General features: G+C 73.4%; 22 protein-coding genes and 1 pseudogene. 14 read left to right on the top strand and 9 right to left on the bottom strand.

Going from position 1 to position 20,902, the window contains the following annotated elements; all coding sequences use genetic code 11:
* Positions 1-7 precede the first annotated feature (7 nt).
* Entirely contained in the window at positions 8-736 is a 729-nt protein-coding gene (locus AC0VYN_RS21550; protein ID WP_475532289.1) for a TioE family transcriptional regulator, read from the top strand.
* 13 nt (positions 737-749) lie between these two features.
* Here the strand turns inward: AC0VYN_RS21550 and AC0VYN_RS21545 are convergent, their stop codons facing one another.
* The 4 genes from AC0VYN_RS21545 to AC0VYN_RS21530 form a co-directional block, all read right to left on the bottom strand.
* Complete coding sequence (locus tag AC0VYN_RS21545; RefSeq protein WP_475532288.1) at positions 750-1,439, bottom strand: HAD family hydrolase; 690 nt, start codon at positions 1,437-1,439, stop codon at positions 750-752.
* A 47-nt stretch (positions 1,440-1,486) separates the two neighbouring features.
* On the bottom strand, positions 1,487-2,158 hold the full coding sequence (locus tag AC0VYN_RS21540) for a phosphatase PAP2 family protein (protein WP_475532287.1): 672 nt from the start codon (positions 2,156-2,158) through the stop codon (positions 1,487-1,489).
* 94 nt (positions 2,159-2,252) lie between these two features.
* Positions 2,253-3,188 (bottom strand): M56 family metallopeptidase, encoded by a 936-nt coding sequence (locus AC0VYN_RS21535; RefSeq protein ID WP_475532286.1) that lies wholly within the window; start codon positions 3,186-3,188, stop codon positions 2,253-2,255.
* Between the two features lie 96 nt (positions 3,189-3,284).
* Positions 3,285-3,836: a DUF5134 domain-containing protein gene (locus tag AC0VYN_RS21530; protein ID WP_475532285.1), complete on the bottom strand. Its 552-nt coding sequence runs from the start codon at positions 3,834-3,836 to the stop codon at positions 3,285-3,287.
* Positions 3,837-3,992: 156 nt separating this feature from the next.
* Between AC0VYN_RS21530 and AC0VYN_RS21525 the strand changes: the two genes are divergently transcribed.
* Both AC0VYN_RS21525 and AC0VYN_RS21520 read left to right on the top strand, forming a co-directional pair.
* On the top strand, positions 3,993-5,669 hold the full coding sequence (locus AC0VYN_RS21525) for an FUSC family protein (protein WP_475532284.1): 1,677 nt from the start codon (positions 3,993-3,995) through the stop codon (positions 5,667-5,669).
* A complete protein-coding gene (locus tag AC0VYN_RS21520; protein ID WP_475532283.1) occupies positions 5,666-6,244 on the top strand; it encodes a MarR family winged helix-turn-helix transcriptional regulator in 579 nt (192 codons plus the stop codon). Before AC0VYN_RS21525 ends, AC0VYN_RS21520 begins: the two co-directional genes overlap by 4 nt.
* Positions 6,245-6,328: 84 nt before the next feature.
* Here AC0VYN_RS21520 and AC0VYN_RS21515 read toward each other — a convergent pair whose 3' ends face one another.
* Complete coding sequence (locus tag AC0VYN_RS21515) at positions 6,329-6,727, bottom strand: VOC family protein (protein WP_475532282.1); 399 nt, start codon at positions 6,725-6,727, stop codon at positions 6,329-6,331.
* 144 nt (positions 6,728-6,871) lie between these two features.
* Here AC0VYN_RS21515 and AC0VYN_RS21510 point away from each other — a divergent pair, with 144 nt between their 5' ends.
* Positions 6,872-7,414, top strand: a complete 543-nt coding sequence (locus AC0VYN_RS21510) for a GNAT family N-acetyltransferase (protein WP_475532281.1) — start codon at positions 6,872-6,874, stop codon at positions 7,412-7,414.
* Positions 7,415-7,417: 3 nt separating this feature from the next.
* On the opposite strand, the gene AC0VYN_RS21505 is transcribed toward AC0VYN_RS21510, so the two are convergent.
* Positions 7,418-8,101 (bottom strand): glycerophosphodiester phosphodiesterase, encoded by a 684-nt coding sequence (locus tag AC0VYN_RS21505; RefSeq protein WP_475532280.1) that lies wholly within the window; start codon positions 8,099-8,101, stop codon positions 7,418-7,420.
* A 226-nt stretch (positions 8,102-8,327) separates the two neighbouring features.
* On the opposite strand from AC0VYN_RS21505, the gene AC0VYN_RS21500 reads away from it, so the two are divergent.
* The 4 genes from AC0VYN_RS21500 (at position 8,328) to AC0VYN_RS21485 (ending at position 12,251) form a co-directional block, all read left to right on the top strand.
* Entirely contained in the window at positions 8,328-9,725 is a 1,398-nt protein-coding gene (locus tag AC0VYN_RS21500; protein ID WP_385464004.1) for a DUF6421 family protein, read from the top strand.
* Positions 9,726-9,784: 59 nt separating this feature from the next.
* Positions 9,785-10,531, top strand: coding sequence for an SDR family NAD(P)-dependent oxidoreductase (locus AC0VYN_RS21495; protein WP_385464001.1), 747 nt, complete (start codon positions 9,785-9,787; stop codon positions 10,529-10,531).
* On the top strand, positions 10,528-11,598 hold the full coding sequence (locus AC0VYN_RS21490) for a threonine aldolase family protein (RefSeq protein ID WP_385464069.1): 1,071 nt from the start codon (positions 10,528-10,530) through the stop codon (positions 11,596-11,598). The genes AC0VYN_RS21495 and AC0VYN_RS21490 overlap by 4 nt, the downstream gene beginning before the upstream one ends.
* Positions 11,599-11,672: 74 nt before the next feature.
* Positions 11,673-12,251, top strand: coding sequence for a transglutaminase-like domain-containing protein (locus AC0VYN_RS21485; RefSeq protein WP_475532279.1), 579 nt, complete (start codon positions 11,673-11,675; stop codon positions 12,249-12,251).
* A 19-nt stretch (positions 12,252-12,270) separates the two neighbouring features.
* Here the strand turns inward: AC0VYN_RS21485 and AC0VYN_RS21480 are convergent, their stop codons facing one another.
* The gene (locus tag AC0VYN_RS21480; protein WP_475532278.1) at positions 12,271-12,999 is read right to left on the bottom strand and encodes a lysophospholipid acyltransferase family protein; all 729 of its coding nucleotides are present in this window, start codon (positions 12,997-12,999) and stop codon (positions 12,271-12,273) included.
* A gap of 296 nt (positions 13,000-13,295) precedes the next feature.
* On the opposite strand from AC0VYN_RS21480, the gene AC0VYN_RS21475 reads away from it, so the two are divergent.
* The 5 genes and pseudogenes from AC0VYN_RS21475 (at position 13,296) to AC0VYN_RS21455 (ending at position 17,829) form a co-directional block, all read left to right on the top strand.
* On the top strand, positions 13,296-13,637 hold the full coding sequence (locus AC0VYN_RS21475) for a thioredoxin family protein (protein ID WP_475532277.1): 342 nt from the start codon (positions 13,296-13,298) through the stop codon (positions 13,635-13,637).
* Positions 13,638-13,783: 146 nt separating this feature from the next.
* A pseudogene (locus tag AC0VYN_RS21470) lies at positions 13,784-14,300 on the top strand (flavin reductase family protein).
* 240 nt (positions 14,301-14,540) lie between these two features.
* A complete protein-coding gene (locus AC0VYN_RS21465) occupies positions 14,541-15,329 on the top strand; it encodes an electron transfer flavoprotein subunit beta/FixA family protein (protein ID WP_385463987.1) in 789 nt (262 codons plus the stop codon).
* Positions 15,330-15,384: 55 nt separating this feature from the next.
* A complete protein-coding gene (locus AC0VYN_RS21460) occupies positions 15,385-16,347 on the top strand; it encodes an electron transfer flavoprotein subunit alpha/FixB family protein (protein WP_385463985.1) in 963 nt (320 codons plus the stop codon).
* A gap of 183 nt (positions 16,348-16,530) precedes the next feature.
* On the top strand, positions 16,531-17,829 hold the full coding sequence (locus AC0VYN_RS21455) for a DUF6986 family protein (protein WP_475532276.1): 1,299 nt from the start codon (positions 16,531-16,533) through the stop codon (positions 17,827-17,829).
* Here AC0VYN_RS21455 and AC0VYN_RS21450 read toward each other — a convergent pair.
* A complete protein-coding gene (locus AC0VYN_RS21450; protein ID WP_475532275.1) occupies positions 17,810-18,655 on the bottom strand; it encodes a hypothetical protein in 846 nt (281 codons plus the stop codon). The genes AC0VYN_RS21455 and AC0VYN_RS21450 overlap by 20 nt on opposite strands.
* Positions 18,656-18,662: 7 nt before the next feature.
* Positions 18,663-19,739, bottom strand: coding sequence for a LacI family DNA-binding transcriptional regulator (locus AC0VYN_RS21445; RefSeq protein WP_475532274.1), 1,077 nt, complete (start codon positions 19,737-19,739; stop codon positions 18,663-18,665).
* 209 nt (positions 19,740-19,948) lie between these two features.
* Here AC0VYN_RS21445 and AC0VYN_RS21440 point away from each other — a divergent pair, with 209 nt between their 5' ends.
* On the top strand, positions 19,949-20,902 hold the full coding sequence (locus AC0VYN_RS21440) for an ROK family protein (protein ID WP_475532273.1): 954 nt from the start codon (positions 19,949-19,951) through the stop codon (positions 20,900-20,902).

The following is a 20,902-nucleotide window of genomic DNA, read 5'->3' as shown; positions in this document are numbered from 1 at the left end:
TCGGCCCATGGGGAGAAACCTTCAAAACGGTGAACGGCTCAGGCCGGTCGACCTCGCGCGTCGGCACGGACTGTCCACGCAGGCGATCAGGAACTACGAGGAGGCCGGCATCCTTCCGGCCGCCGGACGCACGCCCCACGGCTACCGGACCTACACCCCGCTGCACGCGGGGGCCCTGCGCGCGTTCCTGGCCCTGGTGCCCGGTCACGGCCACCGGACGGCGACGTCGGTCATGCAGGCCGTCAACCGGGGCGCGGACGACGCGGCGTTCCGCCTCGTCGACGAGAGCCACGCCCAGCTCCTCGACGACCGGCGGACCCTCCAGGCCGTCGAGGGCGCCCTCCGCGACCTGGGACCCGCCCCGGCACCCGGACCGGCGGCGTCCGGGCCCGGCGACATGTTCATCGGGCCGCTGGCGCGAAGGCTCGGCATCCGGCCCGCGACACTGCGCAAGTGGGAGCACGCCGGGCTGGTGCACCCGCGCCGCGACCCGCAGACCGGGTACCGCGTCTACGACGAGGCCGCCGTACGGGACGCCCGGCTGGCCCACCAGCTCAGGCGGGGCGGCTACCTGCTGGAGCAGATCGCCCCTTTGATCGCCCAGGTGCGGGCGGCCGGCGGTCTGGAGCCGCTGGAGGGCGCACTGGGCGACTGGCACGCCCGGCTGTCCGCGCGCGGGCGGGCGATGCTGGCCGGAGCCGCCGAGCTCGACGCCTACCTGCGCGAGCGGGGATGAGACCGCCGGCGGATCAGCGCACCAGGTCCAGCACCGCCCGCAGCGCGTCCGGCCGCTCCGCCACCGGCAGGTGGTCCACGAAGTGCACACCGCATCCGAGGGCCGCCGCGCCGCCGTCCGCCCGCCGGTCGTCGCCGACCATCAGCGTCCGCGCCGGATCGGCGCCGAGTGCCGCGCAGGCCGTCGCGAACAGCCGGGGATCGGGCTTGCGGACGCCGTGCTCGTACGACAGGACGTACGTGCCGACGTACCGGTCGAGGCCGTGCTCGCGGAAGACGGGGCGCAGGTCCCAGCCGATGTTGCTGACCACCCCCACGGCGATCCCGCGCTCGCGCAGCGCGCTCAGCACCTCGACGGCATCGGGGTAGGGGCTCCAGGCGCCCGGCGCCATGTGCCGGTCGTACAGCGCGTCGTGGAGCCCGGGATCGGGCAGCGGCACCTGACGGGACAGCCCGGTGTACGCCGCCCGGTGCAGCGCGGCGCTCTCGTCCCGCACCTCCCACACACCGGCGAGCTCCTCGGGCACCCGCAGCGGAGGTGCCCCGCCCGGCAGCGCGCCGGCCGCCTCGAGCGCCAGGGCCGTCCTCGCCGACTCCTCGCCGGACAGCGCCACTCCCCGGTCGTCCAGCACCGTGCGCAGCCAGGCCGCGGCGGATTCGATGCGGAAGAGGGTCCCGGAGAAGTCGAACAGAACGGCAGCCATGGGCCGATGCTACGGGGCCGTGCGGTGCCCGCGGGCGGCCTTCGCGCTCACCGCGTCCACCGCCCCTGCGCGAGTACCGCGAGGGCCACCACCAGTGCGCCCAGGAGCCAGCCCGCGACGACGTCCGTCGTCCAGTGGACGCCCAGCCACACCCGGGTCACGCCGACGCCGGCCACCGAGACCACCGCCACCGCCAGTGCGGTCCGGCGCGGACCGGGCGGGGCGCCGTAGTGGTGGAGCAGCCACACCAGCAGGCCGCACACGAAGGCGGCCGTCATGGCGTGGCCAGACGGGAAGGCCGCGTAGTGCGCGGAGTCCACGGGGTCGGGCCAGACGGGGCGGGGACGGTCCACCGCGGCCTTCAGCACCTGCTGGAGCAGACTGCCCAGCGCGCAGGTCACCGCCAGCCAGACGGCCGTGCGCCGGTCCCCGCGCCGCCACCACAGCCACACCACCACCAGGGCGCACAACAGGCGCATCGTCCAGGGGTCCCACACCCAGTCGGTGAGGACGCGCATGACATGCGTGACGCCCGTCTCGTCGACCGCCCAGCGGTGCGTGGTCCGCGCGATGTCGGCGTCCAGACCGGTCAACGGGCGCCACTCGGCGGCGACCAGGACGAGCAGCACCACGGAGCACAGGGCGAGGCCCCAGGCCGTGCGGACGACGGTACGGGGCTGCGGCGGACGGGGCGGGGAGTCGACGGGCGGCGAGTGCATGCTGCGATACTCGCCGACCCGGGGGGCGGGGGGCCACTCCCTCCGCAAGTGATCCGTGTGCCAGGGGTGTCGGGGGCGGGGAGCCGCCCAGGCCTCAGCCCAGCGCCCGCAGCCCCGGCACGAACGCCACCAGCACCGGCACCACCGGCACCAGCGCGCCCGCCGCCGTCAGTCGCAGCCGCCGGGCCGCCGTCAGCCGGTTCCGCGGGGCGAGCAGCCGGTGCACCCGCCGCGGCACATCGGCGTGCGCGGCCGGGCAGGGCCCGAACACGCCGCGGTCCTCGTTGAGTTCGACCAGCGCCAGGGCGGTCGTCAGCCGGCCGAAGCGCCGGGAGGCCACGTCGTCGGCGGCGAGTTCGACCAGGCGGTGCATCTCGTCGCGGAACGCGGCGAACACCGGGACCCGCGGGAAGCCCTCGGCCAGCGCGGCCGAGCAGTGGAGCAGCCAGTCGTGCCGTGCCTGGGCGTGCCCCTGCTCGTGGGCGAGCACCGCGTCCAGCTGCCGGCCCTGGAGGCGGCGCAACGCGGCGGTGGTGACGACCAGTTGCGGGGGAGTGCCGGGCAGCCACCAGGCGTCGGCGCGCTCACTCTCCAGCACGACGAGCCGGTCGCGCCCCGGCGCCTCGCCGGGCAACAGCGGTGCCCGGTCGCGCAGTCCGGCCCGGCGCAGCCGGCGCCGCGCCCGCGCCCGGACGACCTCGCGGGCCAGCATCGCGGCGCTCCAGAGTCCGCCGCAGGCCAGCGCGACGGCGGTCGTCGCCGCCCAGAGGCCGGCCGTGCCGAGCGCGTAGGCCTCCGCCACCGCGCGCGGCGCCGTCGCGAAGACATGACCGCCGACCGCGTGCCAGGCCGCCGCCGCGCTGAGCGTCATCGACAGCGCGCAGCACACCAGCACGGCCGCCACCACGCACTGCCACACCCACAGGGCGACCACCGGCTCGCGGTCCGGCCAGTCGGCCCGGGCGAGCAGCCGGGGGGCGGCGACGGCGGTCAGGGCGCCGAGCAGCAGCAGTGCCGCGGGGAGAAGCATGGGGGCAGCCTACGAGGGGGGTGGCGCGCGGGGGTACGGACCTTCGGGCGAAGTGACGCAGCCAACGGTCCCGCCCCGGCCCGCCGTGTCCCGGCCTCACATCGTCAGCAGCATCGCCACCATCGCCAGCCCCATGGAGAGCCGGCAGGCCCGGGCGAGCTCCGGCCGGTCGCCCCACCGGGCGGACCCGCCCGTGCCCGCCACGGCGGGCACGGCGGGCACGGGCACCAGCCTGACCCCCGTCACCAGCACGTATCCGGTGAAGTAGAGCAGCAGGGCCCCGGTCAGCGGGGGAGCGCCCGAGCCGCCGTGCGCGTGACCGGAGGAGGCGGCCATCACCACGGCCATGTAGACCATGGCCCCGGCCCCGACCAGGTGGTGCAGGTGACGTGCGTTCGTACGGGCCGTCCACAGCGCGTGCAGCCCGGCCGCGCCGAACACCACCGCGTAGACGGGCCAGGCCCACGAGGGCGGGACGAATGCGGCCGCCGGCACGGCCATCGCGGCCATGCCGAAGCCCATGAGCGCCTCACCGCCCGCGGCGCGGCGCTGCTCCTCGACGCTGCTGCGCATCCGCAGCAGGCAGTAGGCCCCGCTCGCCGCGCAGAGCGCGACCAGCAGCCAGCCGGACGACGCCGGTCCGTGCACGCGATCCCCCTCGATCCGCTCCGACGGTCGGTCAAGGGATGCCCCCGCACGGCGGCGTGCACGCGAGCGCGAGGGGGTACTCAGGGGGCGTTCGGGGGAGCGCGACCGACCGGACAGAATCCTTTACTAGTAAAACACCTGTTAACATGGTTCTTCATGAGCAGTACGAACCCCACCCCCACACGTTCCCGGCGCCTCCCGGTCGCCGGTGCGCTGCGCCTCGGGCGACCCTCCGACATCTGGTTCAAGCCGGCCCTCAGCGTGGTCGCCGCGGTCGCGCCGCCCAGCCTGCTCCTGGTGGCGCTCGGCCGGCTGGACCTGGCGGCGTACACCATGGCCGGGTCCCTGTGCGCCCTGTACGCCCACAACCGCCCGTACGCGGCCCGGGGCAGGACGCTGGCGTACGTGGTGCTCGGCATGCTGGGCGGTCTCGCGGTGGCCCTGGTCGCCGCGTCCCTCAGCGACGAAGCCGTCGTCCTGGTCACCGTCGGCGCCGTGCTGGCCGCCGTCCAGAAGGTGCTGTGCGACGCCACTCGCGTCGGGCCGCCCGCCAACGTGATCCTCACCTTCGTCAGCTCGGCCTCGCTCTTCGTCCCGCAGACCCTCGGCCAGGTCCCCGGCCACCTCGCGCTCGCCGCCGCGGCCGGCGCGTGGGCCTGGCTGGTCGGCATGGCCCCCGCACTGGTCCGGCGGCACGGCCCGGAGCGCCGGGCCACCGCCCAGGCGCTGAACGCCAGTGCCGCGTACGCCGAGGCTGCGGGCGACGGTGACGGCGAGGGAGCCCCGGGGCCCCGGTCCGCCGCCTACGCCGCCGTCCAGGCCGCCTGGCAGACACTGCTGGCGGCCGGGAACCGTCCCTCGGACACCCGCCGCGCCCTCGAACGGCTCATCGTCCGCGCCGAGGTGACACTCGCCGCGCCGGCCGACTCCGACCCCGGACGCCTGCGGGACTGGGCCCGAGCCCTTCGCGGCACGGGACCGGTCCCGCACACCGACGACTCCCGCGCGGACGCCGGCGAACTGCTGGGCGTGGCCGCGGAACGCGCCACCGCGCCGCGTCCGCTGTGGAGCAGGCTCGGACCGCTCGCCCCGATCGCCGTCCGCACCGCGCTCGGCTGCGCGCTCGCCGGCTACGCCTCCCTCGCCCTCGGCGTGGGCCGCCCCTACTGGGCGCTGGTCACCGCGGCCTCGCTCTACCAGGCCAACATCACGCTCACCTGGAGCCGGGCCGTGCAGCGCGTCGTCGGCAACCTGGTCGGCGTCCTGCTCTTCGCGGCCATCACCCCGATCGCCCACCTCGGCCCGCTCGCCCTGGTCCTGTGCATCCTGGTCTGCAACTTCGGCGCCGAGGCGCTCATCGGCCGCAACTACTGGCTCGGCAGTGTCTGCGTGACCCCGCTGGCCCTGCTCGTCACCGAGCTTCCCGGCCACCAGCCGACCGGCGACCTGGTGACCGACCGCGTGGTGGACACCCTGATCGGCGCCCTGGTCGGCTTCGTCGCCGCCGTGGCCGTCACCAACCGGCGGGCGGGCCGGCGCGTGGAGCGGGCGCTCGACGCCGTCGGCCACGCCCGGGAGCGAGCCGCCCGTCTGCTGGCCGACCCGCAGGCGGCCCCCGACGCCCTGGAGTCCGCCCGCCGGAACCTCGCCTCCGCGGTCGTCGACCTGCGGGGCGCCGCCGACGCCGCGGCCGGAGAATGGTGGCAGCGCGCACTGCCGCAGGAGCGGGTGGTGCTCGCCGAGCAGGCGGCACACCGTACGCTCGCGGCGACGGTACGACGCAGGGGAACGCTCGCGGCCCCCGGCACGGACACGGAGGACGTACGGCCATGACGGCGACCGCGCAATCATCGGCGACCGGCGACGAAGAGCCCCGGTCCGGCGGTGCGTCCCCGCCCGACCGCCGGGGCGACACCGTCGCCATGGTCGTCGGGCAGTGGCGGGCCGTCCACCCGGGGCTCGACACCGGGCCCATGGAGGTCATCGGCCGCATCAACCGCTGCGCCGCCCTGCTGCAGCAGGCGGAGGACGCCCCCCTGCGCCGGGCGGGGCTGTCCCGCGCGGAGTTCGACCTGCTCGGCGCGCTGCGCCGCACCGGCCACGAGCTGACCCCGAGCGAGCTGGCCCGCGAGACGTTCTCCTCCGGCGCCGCCGTCACCAAACGCCTCAAGCAGCTCGGTGAACGGGGGCTGGTGGAGCGCCGCGGCGACGCCCGCGACCGCAGGGTCGCCCACGTCCGGCTGACCGACGCGGGACGCGACACGGTCGACGGCATCCTGCCCGCGCAGCTCGCCTACGAGAGCGCCGTGCTGTCCGGCCTGGACGCCCCGGAACTCGGAGAGCTCGCCGGCCTGCTCGGCGAGCTGCTGGTGCAGCTGGAGGGACGCCTGGGCGCCCTGCGCACGTGAGGCCCCGCGGGTACCCGCCCGGACGCGTTCCGTGCCGCGCTCGTCGTCCGCTCCCGCCGCCGCGCGCGACCGGACGACCGGCGGTCAGATGCCCGGCCGGTACCGCAGCGGATGTCCGGCCGGGATCTCGACCAGGACGAGCGGCGTCCCGTCCGGGTCCGCGATCCACATCTCGATCAGCCCCCACGGCTCCTGGACCGGCGGACGGACGATCTCGACACCGGCGGCCGCCAGCTCCTCGTGCGCCGCGGTGACGTCCTCGACCTGGAGCCACAGCCGAACCCCACGGGAGGCGGCCGGGGACGCGTCGGCACGGCCCGAGAGCTCCAGGAACCCGCCGCCCAGGAAGTAGACGGTGCCGCGCTCCGGCCCCGTGCCGAACTCGCGGTGGACGGCGAGGCCGAGCTGTTCGCCGTAGAAGGCGCGGGAGCGGTCCGGGTCGGTGGGGCGGAGCAGGACGCGGCTGCTCAGTACATGCACCATGCGGGCGAGGGTAGCGGCCGGGATACGCTCGACCCCGTTCCGGCCACGCCGAAAGCCGACGCACACGACGAAGACGTGCCCGACGAAGACGCACAGACGAAGACGCACAGACGAAGACGCACACGACAGAGGGGGAACCCGCCCATGGAATCCGCCACCGACGCCGCTCCGGCCTTCCGCGACGCCACCGACGCCGACGTGGACGACATCGTCGCGCTCGTGGAGTCGGCGTACCGGGGGGACTCAAGCCGGGCCGGGTGGACCACCGAGGCGGACATCCTCGAGGGGCAGCGGACCGACCCGCAGGGGGTGCTGGAGGTCATCAAGGCGCCCGACAGCCGGCTGCTGACGGTCGAGCGCGAGGGCCGGATCGTCGCCTGCTGCCAGCTCGAACACCGCGGCGACCACGCGTACTTCGGGATGTTCGCGGTCAGTCCCGCGCTCCAGGGCGCCGGGCTCGGCAGGACGATCATCGCGGAGGCGGAGCGCCAGGCCCGCGCGACCTGGGGCGTCGGCGAGATGCGCATGACCGTGATCTCCGTGCGCGAGGACCTGATCGCCTGGTACGAGCGGCGCGGCTATCGCCGCACGGGAGAGATGACCCCCTTCCCGTACGGCGACGAGCGCTTCGGCGTCCCGCAGCGTGCCGACCTGCGGTTCGAGCTGCTGGTCAAGCCGCTGGTCTGAACCTCACGCCGTGAAGCGGCCGGTGCGTTTGATCTCCGGGTGGTCGGTCGTCGCGCCGTCCAGCCCCAGGGCGCGCACCAGCCTCAGCTGGTCCTGGGTGTTCACCGTCCAGGAGAAGACGCGCAGGCCCGCCCCGCGGGCCCGCTCCACGACCTCCAGCGTGATCCGGTTGATGTCCAGGCACAGGGTCGCGGCGCCCGCCGCGACGGCCCGGTCCACGACGTCGGGCCCGTAGTACTGCGCGACCAGGGCCGTCCGCACCCCGGGCACGAGCCGGGCGATCTCGGTGATGGCCTCGTCGTGGAACGAGATGACCTCCACCCGGTCCACCAGATCCCGGCGGCGCATCACCTCGGCCAGGGTCCGCGCCGCCGCCGCGTCCTTGATCTCGGCCTGCAACGGCACCGAGACGGCGTCCAGCACCTCCTCGAAGACCGGGATCCGCTCCCCGCGGCCCGCGTCCAGCGCGCGCAGATCCTCGAGCGTCATGTCGGCGATCGCCCCGGTGCCGTCCGTGGTGCGGTCCACCTCCGCGTCGTGCATGACGACGAGTGCGCCGTCCTTGCTCAGGTGCAGGTCCAGTTCGACGACGTCGAGGCCGGCCTGCTCGGCGGCGACGAACGAGCGCAGGGTGTTCTCGGGTTCGACACCCATGACTCCGCGGTGACCGATGGTGAGAAAGTTCAAGGCTCGACTCGCTTTCGTCGACGTCGGCGTGCGGGGCGGCAGCCCGGCAGCCCTGCGGGACCGTTTCCCCACAGCCGCGCGTGGTATACGGATCTCGGTACCCCACAGGAAAAAATGCGGCGAGAGGCCGGGTGAGGCAGGATAATTTACGGGAGTGCCCCTTGCTGGGAGAAACCTCGTATGCATACGGTGTCGTGACGCAAGCTTCTCCCGTGGAGGATGGGACATGACGGAAATTCTTGTGCAGGTGGGTGCGGGGGAGAAGGTTCCTCCGGCGAGCAGGGTGGTGGAGCACCCGGCGTGGCCCGCGCTCAAGGATGCCGTGGAGCGGATCCGGCCATGGCAGTCCAAGGACGGGTCGATCGACTTCGACGCCGACGGCGCCCCGGAGCGCACCGCCGCCGAGGACGCGGTCCGCCGTGTCGCCGAGGCCGTGCGCGAGCTGTCCCCGCTGCTGCCGCACGACCGTGCGTACCACGAGGCGCTGGTCAAGGACCTCGGCCGCTGGGCCGACGGCGGTTTCCAGGTGCCCGACTTCCTCGACTCGCTGCTGGCCTTCCAGCCCGCCGCGAACCGCGCGGACGGCCTTCAGCACCTGGTCGTGTTCCCGATGTACACGCAGAACGGCAACCCGGACCGCAACCTCGAGGCGGTCGTGCTGCGCATGGTCTGGCCCGACTGGCTGGCCGAACTGGAGCGCACCCGCTACGACAACCCGCTGTTCTGCGGCATCACCTTCGAGGACTTCACGGCCGGGTACGACACCAACTCGGCCGTCCTCTTCCCGGAGACCATCGCCGTGCGCGAGGCGCCCGAGCGCTTCTCCTGGGGCGGCATCTTCTGCGACCGCGAGGCCGCCCGCTTCCGCCGCGTCACCGAGGCCGCCGTGGGCATCCTGGGCCTGGAGCTGCCCGAGGACGTCGCCGCGATGGTGCACGACCAGAAGCGCTGCGAGGAGGCCTTCGTCCTGTGGGACATGGTCCACGACCGCACCCACAGCCACGGCGACCTGCCCTTCGACCCGTTCATGATCAAGCAGCGCCAGCCGTTCTGGATGTACGGCCTGGAGGAGCTGCGCTGCGACCTCACCGCCTTCAAGGAGGCCGTGAAGCTGGAGTCGGACGGCGTCCCGCAGGCCCGTGACGTGCAGTACGCGGTGCTCTTCGACCGCATGTTCCGCTTCCCGGTCACCGGCGAGCGCGTGCGCAACTACGACGGCCTCGGCGGTCAGCTCCTCTTCGCCTACCTGCACAAGCACGACGTCGTGCGCTGGACGGACAACAAGCTCTTCATCGACTGGCAGCGCGCCCCGCAGGTCACCAACCAGCTGTGCGGCGAGATCGAGACGCTCTACCGCGACGGCATCGACCGCCCGAAGATCGTCCACTGGTTCGCCGGGTACGAGCTGGTCTCCGCCTACCTGGCCCCGCACCCGGGTTCGAAGTGGGCCAAGGGCCCCGACGCCCTGGACCTGACCCTGCCGCCGCGCAAGCTCGTCGACGACGTGCTTCCGGACGAGTTTCCGCTGAGCATGTTCTACGAGGCCCTGTCCAAGAAGCTGAAGAATGTGATCGCCTCCACGAAGGGCATCACGGCGGACGGCGCCGAGCGGGCCGCCGCGTGAGCGACGGCGGCGGCACGCGGGAACCACAGCAGGCAGTACAGGCTCGGGAGGCGAGGACCATGGGGAACGGGGCGCTCGACGGCGCGGTGATCGCGGTGGCCGGAGCGGGCGGACCCGCGGGACGGGCCGCGCTGCTGCGGCTCGCCGAGGCGGGCGCGACCGTCGTCGGCTCGGACAACGACCCGGAGCGGCTGGCGGAGGCGGTGGACGCGGCGCGCTATGCGCACGGCGGTGCCACGGTCACCGGTGAGACGGTCGACCTGCTCGACCTCGACTCCGCCCGGGCGTGGGCGGACCGCACGGAGAAGGAGTTCGGGCGCGTCGACGGCCTGGTCCACCTCGTCGGCGGCTGGCGCGGCAGCCAGACCTTCACCAAGACCGACCTCGGCGACTGGGACCTGCTGGAGAAGCTGCTGGTCCGCACCGTGCAGCACACCACCCTCGCGTTCCACGAGGCGCTCCAGCGCAGCGACCGCGGCCGCTACGTCCTGATCAGTGCCGCCGGAGCGTCGCATCCGACCGCGGGCAACGCCGCCTACTCGGCCGCCAAGGCCGCGGCCGAGGCGTGGACGCTGGCCATGGCCGACTACTTCCGCAAGGCGGGGGGCGAGCAGGGGCCGACCTCCGCGGCTGCGATCCTGGTGGTCAAGGCGTTGGTGCACGACGCGATGCGCGCCGAGCGCCCCAACGCGAAGTTCGCGGGCTTCACGGACGTCAAGGACCTGGCCGAGGCGGTCGCCGGAGTCTGGGAGAAGCCCGCCGCGGAAGTGAACGGAAACCGTCTGTGGCTGACCGACAAGCCGTGAACCCGCCGAAGACCGACGCGCGTCGCCACCACGACCCCGAGGTCCGCGGATTCGCCAGCGACAACTACGCCGGCGCCCATCCGGAGGTGCTCGCCGCCCTGGCCCTGGCCAACGGCGGGCACCAGGTGGCGTACGGCGAGGACGACTACACGGCCAACCTCCAGCAGGTGATCCGCAGCCACTTCGGGCCGACGGCGGAGGCCTTCCCGGTCTTCAACGGCACCGGCGCCAACGTCGTCGCGCTCCAGGCGGTCACCGACCGCTGGGGGGCGGTGATCTGCGCCGAGAGCGCGCACATCAACGTCGACGAGGGCGGCGCGCCCGAGCGGATGGGCGGCCTGAAGCTGCTCACCGTGCCGACACCCGACGGCAAGCTCACCCCCGAGCTGATCGACCGGCAGGCGTACGGCTGGGACGACGAGCACCGCGCGATGCCGCAGGTCGTCTCGATCACCCAGAGCACCGAACTCGGCACGCTCTACACGCCCGACGAGATCCGGGCCATCTGCGAGCACGCCCACGCGCACGGCATGAGGGTGCACCTGGACGGCTCCCGGATAGCCAACGCCGCCGCCTCCCTGGACGTCCCGATGCGGACGTTCACCAACGCGGTCGGCGTGGACCTCCTCTCGCTCGGCGGCACCAAGAACGGTGCGCTGTTCGGCGAGGCGGTCGTCGTCCTCGACCAGGACGCCGTGCGCCACATGAAGCACCTGCGCAAGCTGTCGATGCAGCTCGCCTCGAAGATGCGCTTCGTGTCGGTGCAGCTGGAGGCCCTGCTCGCGAAGGACCTGTGGCTGCGCAACGCCCGGCACGGCAACGAGATGGCCCAGCGTCTGGCCGAGGGCGTACGCGCCGTGCACGGCGTCGAGATCCTCTACCCCGTGCAGGCCAACGCGGTCTTCGCGCGGCTGCCGCACGAGGTGAGCGAGCGCCTGCAGAAGCGCTTCCGCTTCTACTTCTGGGACGAGGCCGCGGGCGACGTGCGCTGGATGTGCGCCTTCGACACCACGGAGGACGACGTGGACGCCTTCGTCGCCGCGCTCAAGGAGGAGATGGCGCGCTAGGCAGTGATGCATAGGTATGCGGTCACCTGAAAGGTCATTGACTTACGGGTGATCGCATTCCTATGCTCCGGCGCATGGAGCTCATCCAGAAGAACCCTGACCTGTCCGCTTACTTGGCCGCCGACGAGGTCATCGACCATGACCACCCGTACGTACGGGACGTGGCCGGACGCCTCGCCAAGGAGGCGGAGGACTCGTATGACTATGCGCGACTGGCGTTCGAGTTCGTGCGGGACACCATCCCGCACTCGCAGGACGCCGGCGATCCGCGCGTCACCTGGCGCGCCTCCGACGTCCTGCGGCAGCGCACCGGCATCTGCTACGCCAAGGCACACGCGCTGACGGCGCTGCTGCGCGCCGAGGACATCCCGACGGCCCTGTGCTACCAGCGCTTCGACGTGGTGCACGGGCTGGTCGCCGTACGGTTCGACGGCGCCTGGCACCGCCAGGACCCGCGCGGCAACAAGCCCGGGGTGGACGCGCGGTTCTCCCTCGGGCGGGAGCGGCTGGCCTTCGTGCCGGACCCCGCAGCGGGCGAGGCGGACTGCCCGGAGCTCTACGCGGCCCCGCATCCGGCCGTGCTGAACGCGCTGCGGGCGGCCACCGACCGCGCGCACCTCTGGGCGACGCTGCCCGCCGCCCTCCCGGCGTGACGCCGGGGACGCGCCCGGCTCAGTGGGCCTCGGCCGTGCGCAGCTGCTCGGGCGTCGGCGCGGTGCCGCCGAGGTGGGCCGGCATCCACCAGGTGTCCTCGGCGCCCTTGGGGCGCACCGGGTAGGCGCGCTGGGCGGCCTCCAGGAGTTCCTGGACGCGCTCGCGCAGACGTCGGGTGATGGCGCCCGCGTACTGCTCGCGGGAGGCCTCCATCGCCTCGCCCACCCGGATGGTGACCGGGGTGTGGCTGCGCTTGAAGTTGCGCGGGTGCCCCTTGGTCCACAGCCGCTGCGTGCCCCACAACGCCATGGGCACCAGCGGAACGCCGGCCTCCTGGGCCAGGCGCGCGGCGCCGGACTTGAAGCTCTTGAGCGTGAACGACTCGGAGATCGTCGCCTCCGGGAAGACCCCGATGATCTCGCCGGACCGCAGCGAGTCCAGGGCGTGGGCGTACGCGGCCTCGCCCTGCTTGCGGTCCACCGGGATGTGCTTCATCCCGCGCATGAGCGGACCGGAGATGCGGTGCCGGAAGACCGACTCCTTCGCCATGAAGCGGACCAGCCGCTTCTGCGGGAGTGCCGCCAGGCCGTTGAAGATGAAGTCGAGGTAGCTGATGTGGTTGCTCACCAGCACGGCGCCGCCCGAGCGCGGGATGTTCTCCGACCCACGGCAGTCGATCTTGAGGTCCCACACCTTGAACATGGTGCGGGCGAGACCGATGACCGGGCGGTAGACGAGTTCTGCCATGGGCGGGCCGGACCCTTCCTTGTCTGCCTGGGAAGGGGACTCCCAGTCGAAAGTTACGCAGCCGTAGGTTTACGGCTTGTCCAGATCGTGCCCCAAGAACGGCCGGGGAACCAGCCCTGGTGCCCGGCCGTGGCGTAATCCTCATCACGTCCTTGCCCGCCGTTTGGCCGAAACGTGATGGTGAACCGGGAATCTTCGCCCGCCCCCCGGCGCTGCATCCGAGGACGACCGGACCGGGGCGTCCGCGAGGCCCGCCCCGGCACAGGCCGCGAGGCGGCGGAGCGGGAGGGGCGCGAGTGCGCGGACGGAACGACGGCGAGCGGCGCGACGGCCTGCGCCTGGACGCGGCCGACCTGGAAGCGGAACTCGGCGCGCGCGCCACGCTCGTCCAGTTCTCCAGCGCATTCTGCGCCCCCTGCCGGGCCACCCGGCGGGTGCTCGCCGAGGTCGCCGGCATGGTCCCCGGCGTCGCCCACGTCGAGGTGGACGCCGAGACTCGGCTGGAACTCGTCCGCGCGCTGGACGTGCGCAAGACCCCGACCGTGCTCGTCCTGGACGCCGGCGGACGCGTCGTGCGCCGGGCCGTCGGGCAGCCGCGCAGGGTGGACGTGATCGCCGCCCTGGGGGAGGCGGTGTGATCATCGCCACCCCCTCGGTGAGGCGTTCTCCACAGCTTCCGGATCACGGGACGTATTTGACTGTGTGTGCCATCCATCGACAGCCTGCCCGTATGCCATCGCTTCCCCCTCCCCGGACCGAGGCGCACGGCGGAAGGACCTCCCGCATGCCGGCCACACCCGACCTCGCCGCGCCCCGGACCGCCGCCGCCGGCGGCGACCTCCTGCGGTCCGTCTTCCGCCGGCACGCGGCGGGGGTGGCGGTGATCACCGCCCGGGGCGACGCCGGCCCGGCCGGCTTCACGGCCACCTCCCTCACCTCCGTCTCCGCCGAGCCGCCGCTGCTCTCCTTCGGTATCGGCACCGGCTCCTCGAGCTGGCCCGCGGTGGCCGGGGCCGAGTACGTCGGCGTCCACCTGCTCGGGGAGCACCAGCGGGAAGCTCGCCGCCACCTTCGCGCGCAGCGGTGCCGACCGCTTCGGCGCGCCCACCGCCTGGCACGAGGGCCCCGAGGGCGTTCCCGTGCTGGACGACGTCCTCGCCTGGCTCGTGTGCCGGGTCGTCGGCCGGGTGCCCGCCGGGGACCACCGCATCGTGCTGGCCGAGGTCCTCCTCGGTGATCCGGCGGGCTCCGGCAGGCCGCTGCTGTACCACCAGGGGCGCTTCACCGGCCTTCGCGACTGAGCGTCCACGAGGCCCTCTCCACCTCCTCCGTCCGCTTCTGCGGAACAGTCGAGTTCCGGTTACGCTGCGTTGCGAAGGTCACAGTTCAAAGCGCTTGCTTAGCGGGCAGGAACTGGGTGTACTGACGAGTAATGTTCCGGGTGGAAGCGCGGGTCGCCCCGACCGGAATCGGCCGCTTGAGGCGCCTATGCTGCCTGCAGGCAGGCAGCACTGAAATGACGATGCAGTAGGAGAGCCGGCGTGAGCTTGAGGATCGTTGTCACTGTGAAGTACGTGCCCGACGCCACTGGCGACCGGCACTTCGCCGATGACCTGACCGTCGACCGCGACGATGTCGACGGTCTGCTCTCCGAGCTGGACGAGTACGCGGTCGAGCAGGCACTGCAGATTTCGGAGAATTCGGACGACGACGTGGAGATCACCGTCCTGACGGTGGGTCCCGAGGACGCGAAGGACGCGCTGCGCAAGGCGCTGTCCATGGGCGCGGACAAGGCGATCCACGTCGAGGACGACGACCTGCACGGCACCGACGCCATCGGCACCTCCCTGGTGCTGGCCAAGGCGATCGAGAAGGCCGGCTACGACCTGGTCGTCTCCGGCATGGCGTCCACGGACGGCACCATGGGCGTCGTCCCCGCGCTGGTCGCCGAGCGTCTGGGCGTCCCGCAGGTGACGCTGCTGTCCGAGGTGTCGGTCGAGGGCGGCACCGTCAAGGGCCGTCGTGACGGCGACTCCGCCACCGAGCAGCTCGAGGCGTCGCTGCCGGCGGTCGTGTCGGTCACCGACCAGTCGGGCGAGGCGCGCTACCCGTCCTTCAAGGGCATCATGGCGGCCAAGAAGAAGCCGGTGGAGTCCTGGGACCTGTCCGACCTCGACATCGACGAGGACGAGGTCGGTCTCGAGAACGCGTACACCACGGTCGACTCCGCGGCCGAGCGCCCGGCGCGCACCGCGGGCACCATCGTCAAGGACGAGGGCGAGGGCGGCAAGCAGCTCGCCGAGTTCCTCGCGGGCCAGAAGTTCATCTGAGCCCCGGATTCGCCGACCGCCCCTCACATCTCGCAAGCAGGAGAGAAGAAGTCCCATGGCTGAAGTTCTCGTCTACGTCGACCACGTGGACGGTGCCGTCCGCAAGCCCACCCTCGAGCTGCTGACCCTCGCCCGCCGCATCGGCGAGCCCGTCGCCGTCGCCCTGGGCAACGGTGCCGGTGACACCGCCGCCGCCCTCGCCGAGCACGGTGCGGTGAAGGTCCTCACCCACGAGGCCGCCGAGTACGCCGACTACCTGGTCGTGCCGAAGGTCGACGCGCTCCAGGCCGCGGTCGCGGCCGTGTCCCCGGCCGCCGTCCTGGTGCCGTCCTCCGCCGAGGGCAAGGAGATCGCCGCCCGTCTGGCGCTGCGTCTCGGTTCCGGCATCATCACCGACGCCGTCGACCTCGAGGCCGGCGACGAGGGCCCGGTGGCCACCCAGTCGGTGTTCGCCGCCGCGTTCACCACCAAGTCCCGTGTCTCCAAGGGCACCCCGGTCATCACGGTCAAGCCGAACAGCGCGGCCGTCGAGGCGGCCCCGGCCGCCGGTGCGGTCGAGGCCCTGTCGGTCACGTTCTCGGACGCCGCGACCGGCACCAAGGTCACCTCGCGCACGCCGCGCGAGTCGACCGGCCGTCCGGAGCTGACCGAGGCCGCGATCGTGGTCTCCGGCGGCCGTGGCGTCAACGGCGCGGAGAACTTCGCGATCATCGAGGCGCTCGCCGACTCGCTCGGTGCGGCCGTCGGCGCCTCGCGTGCCGCGGTGGACGCGGGCTGGTACCCGCACACCAACCAGGTCGGCCAGACCGGCAAGAGCGTGTCGCCGCAGCTCTACATCGCCAACGGCATCTCCGGCGCGATCCAGCACCGGGCCGGCATGCAGACCTCGAAGACGATCGTGGCGATCAACAAGGACGCCGAGGCCCCGATCTTCGACCTGGTCGACTACGGCGTGGTCGGCGACCTCTTCGACGTCGTCCCGCAGCTCACCGAGGAAGTCAAGTCCCGCAAGGGCTGACCCTTCCGCCGCAGGCCCGGCCGAGGCCCCCGCGACCGTCCGTGGTCGCGGGGGCCTCGGCGTGTGCGCACGATGGTGGGGCGGCAGGGCGCCGCCCGGGGGCGGTTGACCGGGACAGAGGGGACAGATAACTTCGCTCTACGGATTATTGATTCCGTTCAGCGGAAAACAGGAGGGTGTGGGATGGGTCAGCACGAGAAGGTGGCAACGAGTCTCGCGGGCGCCGTCGGCGAGGAGATCAGTGCCTCCCTCGCACCGGTCGACGCGGAACTGGAGCGCCGCTACCCCGGGGACCCGGGCACCCGCCAGCCCGTCCACACCGTCTACGTCCCCGGTGACGCCTTCGCCGCCGACACCGTCCGCTCCTGGGGCGACCGGGCGCTCGCCGCGCTCGACGAGCACGCCCCCGACGCCGCCTCCTTCGCCGCCGTCCTCGGCCTGTCCGACGAGCTCGCCGAGCCGGTGTACTCCCGGGTGCGCGCCAAGCTGGAGCGGGAGCCGATCGAGGACCTGCGCATCGACTTCGAGGACGGCTACGGCAACCGGTCCGACGCCGAGGAGGACGAAGCCGCCGCCCGCGCGGCCCGACTCGTCGCCGAGGCCTACGACCGGGGCACCGCGGCCCCGTACATGGGCATCCGCATGAAGTGCATGGAGGCGCCCGTGCGCGCCCGGGGCATCCGCACGCTCGACGTCTTCCTCAGCGGCCTGATGGAGGCCGGCGGCCTGCCCGACGGGCTGGCCCTCACCCTGCCGAAGGTGACGTACCCCGAGCAGGTCACCGCCATGGTCCGGCTCCTGGAGGCGTTCGAGAAGGCCCGCGGCCTGGAGCCCGGCCGGATCGGCTTCGAGATCCAGATCGAGACCAGCCAGTCCATCCTGGCCGCCGACGGCACCGCCGCCGTCGCCCGGATGATCCAGGCCGCCGACGGCCGCGCCACCGGACTGCACTACGGCACCTTCGACTACAGCGCCTGCCTCGGCGTCTCCGCCGCCTACCAGGCCAGCGACCACCCGGCCGCCGACCACGCCAAGGCCGTCATGCAGGTCGCCGCCGCCGGCACCGGCGTGCGGGTCTCGGACGGCTCCACCAACGTCCTGCCGGTCGGTTCCACGGAGAAGGTCCACGACGCCTGGCGCCTGCACTTCGGGCTGACCCGCCGTGCCCTGGCCCGCGCCTACTACCAGGGCTGGGACATGCACCCCGGTCACATCCCCACCCGGTACGCGGCGGTCTTCGCCTTCTACCGCGAGGGCTTCGAACAGGCCGCCGCCCGCCTCGCCCGCTACGCCAACCAGGCGGGCGGCGACGTCATGGACGAGCCCGCCACCGCCAAGGCCCTCAGCGGCTACCTGCTGCGCGGCCTGGACTGCGGCGCCCTGGACACGGGCGAGGTCGCCCGGCTGACCGGCCTGACCCGTGCCGACCTGGAGGGTTTCTCGTCGCCCCGGCGCGGCGACCTCACGGCATCGGCGCAGTAGGCGGCGGCCCGGTCGGGGGAGGCGGCCCGCCGGTCCGGCCGGGGTCCACGTAGGGCTCCAGGCCGGACGCCGTCACCCGCCGCTCCTCGGCGAACAGCCGCGTCCCCCGTTCGCACAGCCGCCGGTCGGACCGCGCCCGCGCGCTGAACTCCTCGGGCGTCGCCCCGAACAGCTCCCGCAGCCGGGCCGACCCGTGCAGCAGCTCCGTGAGCAGGGGACGCTGCTCGCCGGGGTGCCGGCGGGGCGCCCCGGTGCCGTCCCGCAGGACCCCGTGCCGGTTGACATAGGCCCAGACGCCGCGCAGCACCGTGCCGGCGGCCGGCTCGACACGCACGTCGGGTGCCGGCAGCCAGGCGCGGTCGAAGTTCCCGGCCGCCATGGGCACGCCCTCGCTCGCGTCGATCGCGGCGAGCTGCTCGGCGTCGAGCCAGAGCACGAACAGCTCCCGTACGGCGTCCGGCGCGCGCACCGGCGACGCGGACACGTAGCCCATGCGGCTCACGTGGGCCGAGACGCCGATGTCGATCCCGGTGACCCGGGCCCGGACCATCGGGATCGGCGTCCCGATGCCGAACTCGGCCAACTTGAGCCGCAGTTGGTCCGGGCTGGCGTTCGAGCCGATCGCCAGCAGCGGGACGCGGTCCCCGTGCACCGGCCGGTCCAGCGGCAGCAGCCGGTCACCGTCGAGCAGGCCGGACTCCCGCGGCCACGCCCCCGGGTACAGCAGCGGATGCTCCCGCCGCGCCCCGGCCAGACCGAGCGCCGCCAGCGTCCGGTCCTCCCCGGCACCCGCGCGGCCGGCCCCGGCGTCCTCCGCGTCGTCCACGGGTCGCTCAGTCCGCCGGCGGCAGTTCGCCCGAGCCGCGGGTGACCAGCCGGGTCGGCAGTTCGATGCGCTCGGGGGCGAGCAGGGTGCCGTCCAGCTGCCCGAACAGCCGCTCGGCCGCCGTACGGCCGAGGGCCGCCGCGTCCTGGGCGACCACCGTGACGCCCGGCCGCAGCAGGTCGGCGAGCTCGATGTCGTCGAAGCCGACCAGGGCGACGCGGCGGGTGTGCTCGGCGAGGACGCGGATCACGGTGACCGTCACCCGGTTGTTGCCCGTGAACACCGCGGTCACCGGGTGCGGGTCGGCGAGCATCTCCTCGGCGGCCCGGCGCACCCGCTCGGGGTCGGTGACGCCCAGCGACATCCAGGAGTCCTTCACCGGTATGCCGGCGTCCTCCATGGCGGTCCGGTACCCGCGCAGCCGCTCGGCGGCGGTGTGGATGCGGGGCATGTCGCCGATGAAGCCGATCCTGCGGTGACCGTGCGCGATCAGGTGGGCCACGCCGTCACGGGCGCCGCCGAAGTTGTCGGACACCACCACGTCCGCGTCGATCTGCCCCGCCGGGCGGTCGACGAACACCGTGGCGACACCGGCCTTGAGCTCGGGCTCCAGATACCGGTGGTCGTCCCCGGCCGGGATCACCAGCAGCCCGTCCACGCGCCGAGCGCAAAGCGCCAGCACCAGCTCCTGCTCACGGTCCGGGTCCTCGGCGCTGGAGCCGTTGATCAGCAGGGCCCCGTGGGCGCGGGCCACCTCCTCCACCGCGCGGCTCAGCGGCCCGTAGAAGGGGTCCGCGAGGTCCTCCAGCACCAGTCCGATGCTCGCGGTACGGCCCTTGCGGAGCACCCGTGCGCTGTCGTTGCGGCGGAAGCCGAGCGCGTCGATGGCCTCCTGGACGCGCCGTTCGGTCTCCGGGGTGACGCCCGGTTCGCCGTTGACCACCCGGGAGACGGTCTTCAGCCCGACGCCGGCGCGAGCGGCGACGTCCTTCATGGTGGGGCGGTTGCCGTAGCGGTTCCCGGGAAGCCGGTCGGCGCGGCGGGGCGTGTCGGGCACGGTGCGGTGTCCTGTCCTGTCGTCCACGGGATTGCGTCGGCTCCTGTCGTCCACGGGGATGCGGTGCCGATGCGCTTGTATGAGGATGTGGCGTCGAGCATAGAGCCTGGACAACGTTGTCAGATGCGGGGGACACTGTCCATCGCACTCTTCGGTCCGCGACCCCACCGCGCGGCCGTCCGCTGCTCCCGCTCGTGTTCCCACTTTCTTACGGTTGACGGGGAGATCCGACTCTGATGCACACCGACCTCGTGGCAGCGCTGGACATCGGCGGCACCAAGATCGCCGGGGCGCTGGTGGACGGCCACGGCAGGATCCAGGCCCGCGCGCAGCGTGCGACGCCCGCCCGGGAGGACGGCGAGACCGTGATGGGTGCCGTGGACGCGGTCCTCGCCGAGCTGACCGCGTCGCCGCTGTGGGGAGGGGTCACGGCCGTCGGCATCGGCAGCGCCGGACCCGTGGACGCCTCCGCCGGCACGGTCAGCCCGGTCAACGTGCCCGGCTGGCGCGGCTTCCCCCTCGTCCGGCGGGTCGGCGCCGCCACCGGTGGCCTGCCCGTCGAGCTGATCGGCGACGGAGTGGCGATCACGGCGGCCGAACACTGGCAGGGTGCGGCCCGCGGGCACGACAACGCGCTGTGCATGGTCGTCTCGACGGGCGTCGGCGGCGGTCTGGTCCTCAACGGCGCGCTGCATCCCGGCCCGACCGGCAACGCCGGGCACATCGGGCACATCAGCGTGGATCTGGACGGCGACCCGTGCCCGTGCGGCTCGCGCGGCTGTGTGGAGCGGGTGGCCAGCGGCCCCAACATCGCGCGGCGCGCGCTGGCCGACGGCTGGCGTCCCGGCCCGGACGGCGACACGTCGGCCGCCGCGGTGGCGGCCGCCGCCCGCCTGGGCGACCCGGTGGCCCTGGCCTCCTTCGAGCGGGCGGCGCAGGCGCTGGCCGCCGGGATCGCCGCCACCGCGACCCTCGTCGAGATCGACATCGCCGTGGTCGGCGGGGGAGTGGGCAAGGCCGGGGAGGTGCTCTTCGGCCCGCTGCGCAAGGCCATGGCCGACTACGCGACGCTGTCCTTCGTGCAGCGCCTGACGGTCGTGCCCGCCCGCATGGGCACGGACGCGGGACTGGTCGGGGCCGCCGCGGCCGCGCTCACCAGGACGGCGGGCGTGACCACGGCGGGGGTCTGA

It is taken from the genome of Streptomyces sp. 63XJN7_1_ISO-PGPR-S23-121, assembly GCF_056173025.1.
Note: the sequence above shows the minus strand (reverse complement) of the source record. Positions and strands in the feature narration are given on the sequence as shown.

Coding starts and splice junctions, on each gene's coding strand:
- AC0VYN_RS21550 (WP_475532289.1), top strand. CDS start 8: ATGGGGAGAAACCTTCAAAACGGTGAACGGCTCAGGCCGGTCGACCTC.
- AC0VYN_RS21545 (WP_475532288.1), bottom strand. CDS start 1,439: ATGGCTGCCGTTCTGTTCGACTTCTCCGGGACCCTCTTCCGCATCGAA.
- AC0VYN_RS21540 (WP_475532287.1), bottom strand. CDS start 2,158: ATGCACTCGCCGCCCGTCGACTCCCCGCCCCGTCCGCCGCAGCCCCGT.
- AC0VYN_RS21535 (WP_475532286.1), bottom strand. CDS start 3,188: ATGCTTCTCCCCGCGGCACTGCTGCTGCTCGGCGCCCTGACCGCCGTC.
- AC0VYN_RS21525 (WP_475532284.1), top strand. CDS start 3,993: ATGAGCAGTACGAACCCCACCCCCACACGTTCCCGGCGCCTCCCGGTC.
- AC0VYN_RS21520 (WP_475532283.1), top strand. CDS start 5,666: ATGACGGCGACCGCGCAATCATCGGCGACCGGCGACGAAGAGCCCCGG.
- AC0VYN_RS21515 (WP_475532282.1), bottom strand. CDS start 6,727: ATGGTGCATGTACTGAGCAGCCGCGTCCTGCTCCGCCCCACCGACCCG.
- AC0VYN_RS21510 (WP_475532281.1), top strand. CDS start 6,872: ATGGAATCCGCCACCGACGCCGCTCCGGCCTTCCGCGACGCCACCGAC.
- AC0VYN_RS21500 (WP_385464004.1), top strand. CDS start 8,328: ATGACGGAAATTCTTGTGCAGGTGGGTGCGGGGGAGAAGGTTCCTCCG.
- AC0VYN_RS21495 (WP_385464001.1), top strand. CDS start 9,785: ATGGGGAACGGGGCGCTCGACGGCGCGGTGATCGCGGTGGCCGGAGCG.
- AC0VYN_RS21485 (WP_475532279.1), top strand. CDS start 11,673: ATGGAGCTCATCCAGAAGAACCCTGACCTGTCCGCTTACTTGGCCGCC.
- AC0VYN_RS21480 (WP_475532278.1), bottom strand. CDS start 12,999: ATGGCAGAACTCGTCTACCGCCCGGTCATCGGTCTCGCCCGCACCATG.
- AC0VYN_RS21460 (WP_385463985.1), top strand. CDS start 15,385: ATGGCTGAAGTTCTCGTCTACGTCGACCACGTGGACGGTGCCGTCCGC.
- AC0VYN_RS21455 (WP_475532276.1), top strand. CDS start 16,531: ATGGGTCAGCACGAGAAGGTGGCAACGAGTCTCGCGGGCGCCGTCGGC.
- AC0VYN_RS21440 (WP_475532273.1), top strand. CDS start 19,949: ATGCACACCGACCTCGTGGCAGCGCTGGACATCGGCGGCACCAAGATC.